2 protein-coding genes are annotated in these 2,369 nt (G+C 65.5%); one reads left to right on the plus strand and one right to left on the minus strand.

All coding sequences use genetic code 11. From position 1 onward, the window contains the following. Positions 1 to 680, minus strand: a 680-nt coding sequence (locus U9980_RS12605; RefSeq protein ID WP_322768076.1) for a M48 family metalloprotease, incomplete at its 3' end; no start/stop codon positions are given. A gap of 724 nt (positions 681 to 1,404) precedes the next feature. Here U9980_RS12605 and U9980_RS12610 point away from each other — a divergent pair. Beyond that, positions 1,405 to 2,283, plus strand: a complete 879-nt coding sequence (locus U9980_RS12610) for an alpha/beta hydrolase (protein ID WP_322768077.1) — start codon at positions 1,405 to 1,407, stop codon at positions 2,281 to 2,283. Positions 2,284 to 2,369 lie beyond the last annotated feature (86 nt).

Raw genomic sequence — 2,369 nt, forward strand, 5'->3', positions numbered from 1 at the left:
GCCGCCGCGAGACCACGATCAGCAACCGCGATCGCGGCATCCTCGTCCGCCCACCGCTCCAGGATATAGTCACATTCAGCAACCATCGGCCACAGGAGGGGGTTCAGACCGGCCGCAAGGCGAACCACCAGCCGGTAACCCAGATGAGCATGCCGAAGATGTGACTGCTCATGCGCGAACAGGACCCGCCGCTCAGCCGTGGACAACGCACGCAACAACGACGAGGTCACCAACACCCGGCCCGGTCGCCCCGGCAGAGCGAGTGCCGCCGGCGCCGGATCATCGACGACAACTAGACCTCCAGCGGCAACCACGGGGGCACGGCGTGTGGTACGCAGCAGCCAGGTCACATCGCGGCCGCAGCGCAGAGCGGAAACCGCCGTCGTGGCCCCTACGACACAGACCAGAACGACAGCGACGCCGGCGGTGACCGGCGGCACCGGATCATGAGCGGCCAGAACCGGACCGGACCAATGTCCAAACCGTCGGACCACCCCCAACTGGCCGATCAACGTCCATGCCAGCAGAGCGAGATCCCACGCCCATCCACAACCGGCGGTGACCGCCGCCACGGCCAGAACGACCGCGGCCCGCCCCGGTGGCAGCCGGCGGCCTGCGGCCGGAGCGACCACCGTGAGCAGGACCGACGCGGCCAACGCCAGGTAGACACTTATCCGCATCGGCTAGTCCCCGCCGCTCACACCTGCGAACCGGACCGGCTTGGCCGGCCAGGCCCGGTCGACCATGCAACCCTCACCATCCGACCTTCCCATCGCGGACTCCAGCCACGAACAGTCGCCCTGCCCGGCGTTCGTCGTCGCGCTGCATGTCGCGACCGCCGCCACACTGCTCATCAAATCTTCCGGGCCGACCGGGCACGCAGCGTCCGTGCCCTGGCAGCCAGCCTACGCACCCACCCCGTGACCGACCTGCGAGCACACCGAGCTGCGCCGCCTCGGCCGGCCCTCCTCGTCGTCACTGAGTACCCCGAGCAGGTCTGCCAGGACGAGTTCCGGGGCAGCCGTAGGTGGAACCGCGCTGGTCGGCGCGTCACGGGTATTCGTCGAACCCGCGCGATTTCAGTGCCGTGTATGCGGCGCAACAGTCGGATCGGCTCCGCTCAGGGCAAACCAAGAAAATGCAGGCGGCGAATGCCGCAATCTGTTGTCAGCAACAGCGGCTGCATTGCAAAACAGGTACGGTGGCCAGGTCAATCAACATCACCCGGACCGAACACAAACGGAAAAGGGGGCTGTGAAAGAATTGACTGATGGCCTGCTTGGCACTTTTTGCCGGTCGAGGCATACTTTCCTGTGTCGTTCCACCGCGAAGCCGCGAAATCCGCTTGCGTGTCTGGCCGCCGGGCAACCTCACAAAGCCGATTCCTATGCCAAGGAGCGCAATATGCGCGTGTCCCTCACCCGACGCCCTGGTCGGGCAGCCATAACCCTTGTCGGAGCGGTGGCCCTCACCATCGGTGGTCTCGCCATGGTGCCCGAGGCCGCCGGTGCCGCCGACGGCCTCAGTACAAAACCGAACGTGCTCCTCGTGCATGGTGCTTTTGCCGACGGATCAAGTTGGAGCAACGTCATCGCCAGACTCCAACGCGACGGCTACCACGTAACCGCCAGCCAGACCCCCAACACATCTTTTGCCGACGATGTCGCAGTCGTCCAACGTGACCTTCGTGTGCTTCACGGTCCGACGCTGATCGCGGCGCATTCCTATGGCGGCGCGGTGATCAGCCAGGCTGCGGAGGGCGCCGCGAACGTCGTCGGCCTCGTCTACCTCGCGGCATTCGCTCCCGACACGGGTGAGACGCTGAACTACATCAACAACACGCTCGCTCCACTCCTGCCCTCACAAGCCGACGCCGTGCCGATCGATCTGCCGAACGTCGGTGCGAACAACGCTCCGTTCCTCATGATTCGGGAGAACAGGTTCCGCGACGACTTCTGCGCCGACTGTTCGCGGGTGGAGGCCGCCATACTCGCCGCCGCCCAGACTCCCCTGAACGCGTCCGCAACGACCGCTCCTCTACAGGGAACTCCGGCCTGGAAGCAGGTCCCGAGCTGGTACCAAATCTCCGCGGAGGACCGGCTGATCAACCCTGCGGCACAAAAAATCATGGCTGGCCGACTCGACCCCACCGGCTCGCATACGCTCACCTTGGAGTCCAGCCACGCGTCCCTTGTCAGCCACGCCGCACAGGTCGCCCAGTTCATCGAACGCGCCGCGACGAACTGCTCTCCCACCGCATCGCCGTGTCACCGCAAGCAGTAGTCGGTAACCACATTCCCGGTACTACGCGGCGCAACGCAGACGGCCATCCTTGACCCGAGGTTCGAACCCACGTGTTCAACCACGGT

The organism is Protofrankia sp. Cr1, from assembly GCF_963555865.1.
Taxonomy (GTDB): domain Bacteria; phylum Actinomycetota; class Actinomycetes; order Frankiales; family Frankiaceae; genus Protofrankia.

Coding starts and splice junctions, on each gene's coding strand:
- U9980_RS12610 (WP_322768077.1), top strand. CDS start 1,405: ATGCGCGTGTCCCTCACCCGACGCCCTGGTCGGGCAGCCATAACCCTT.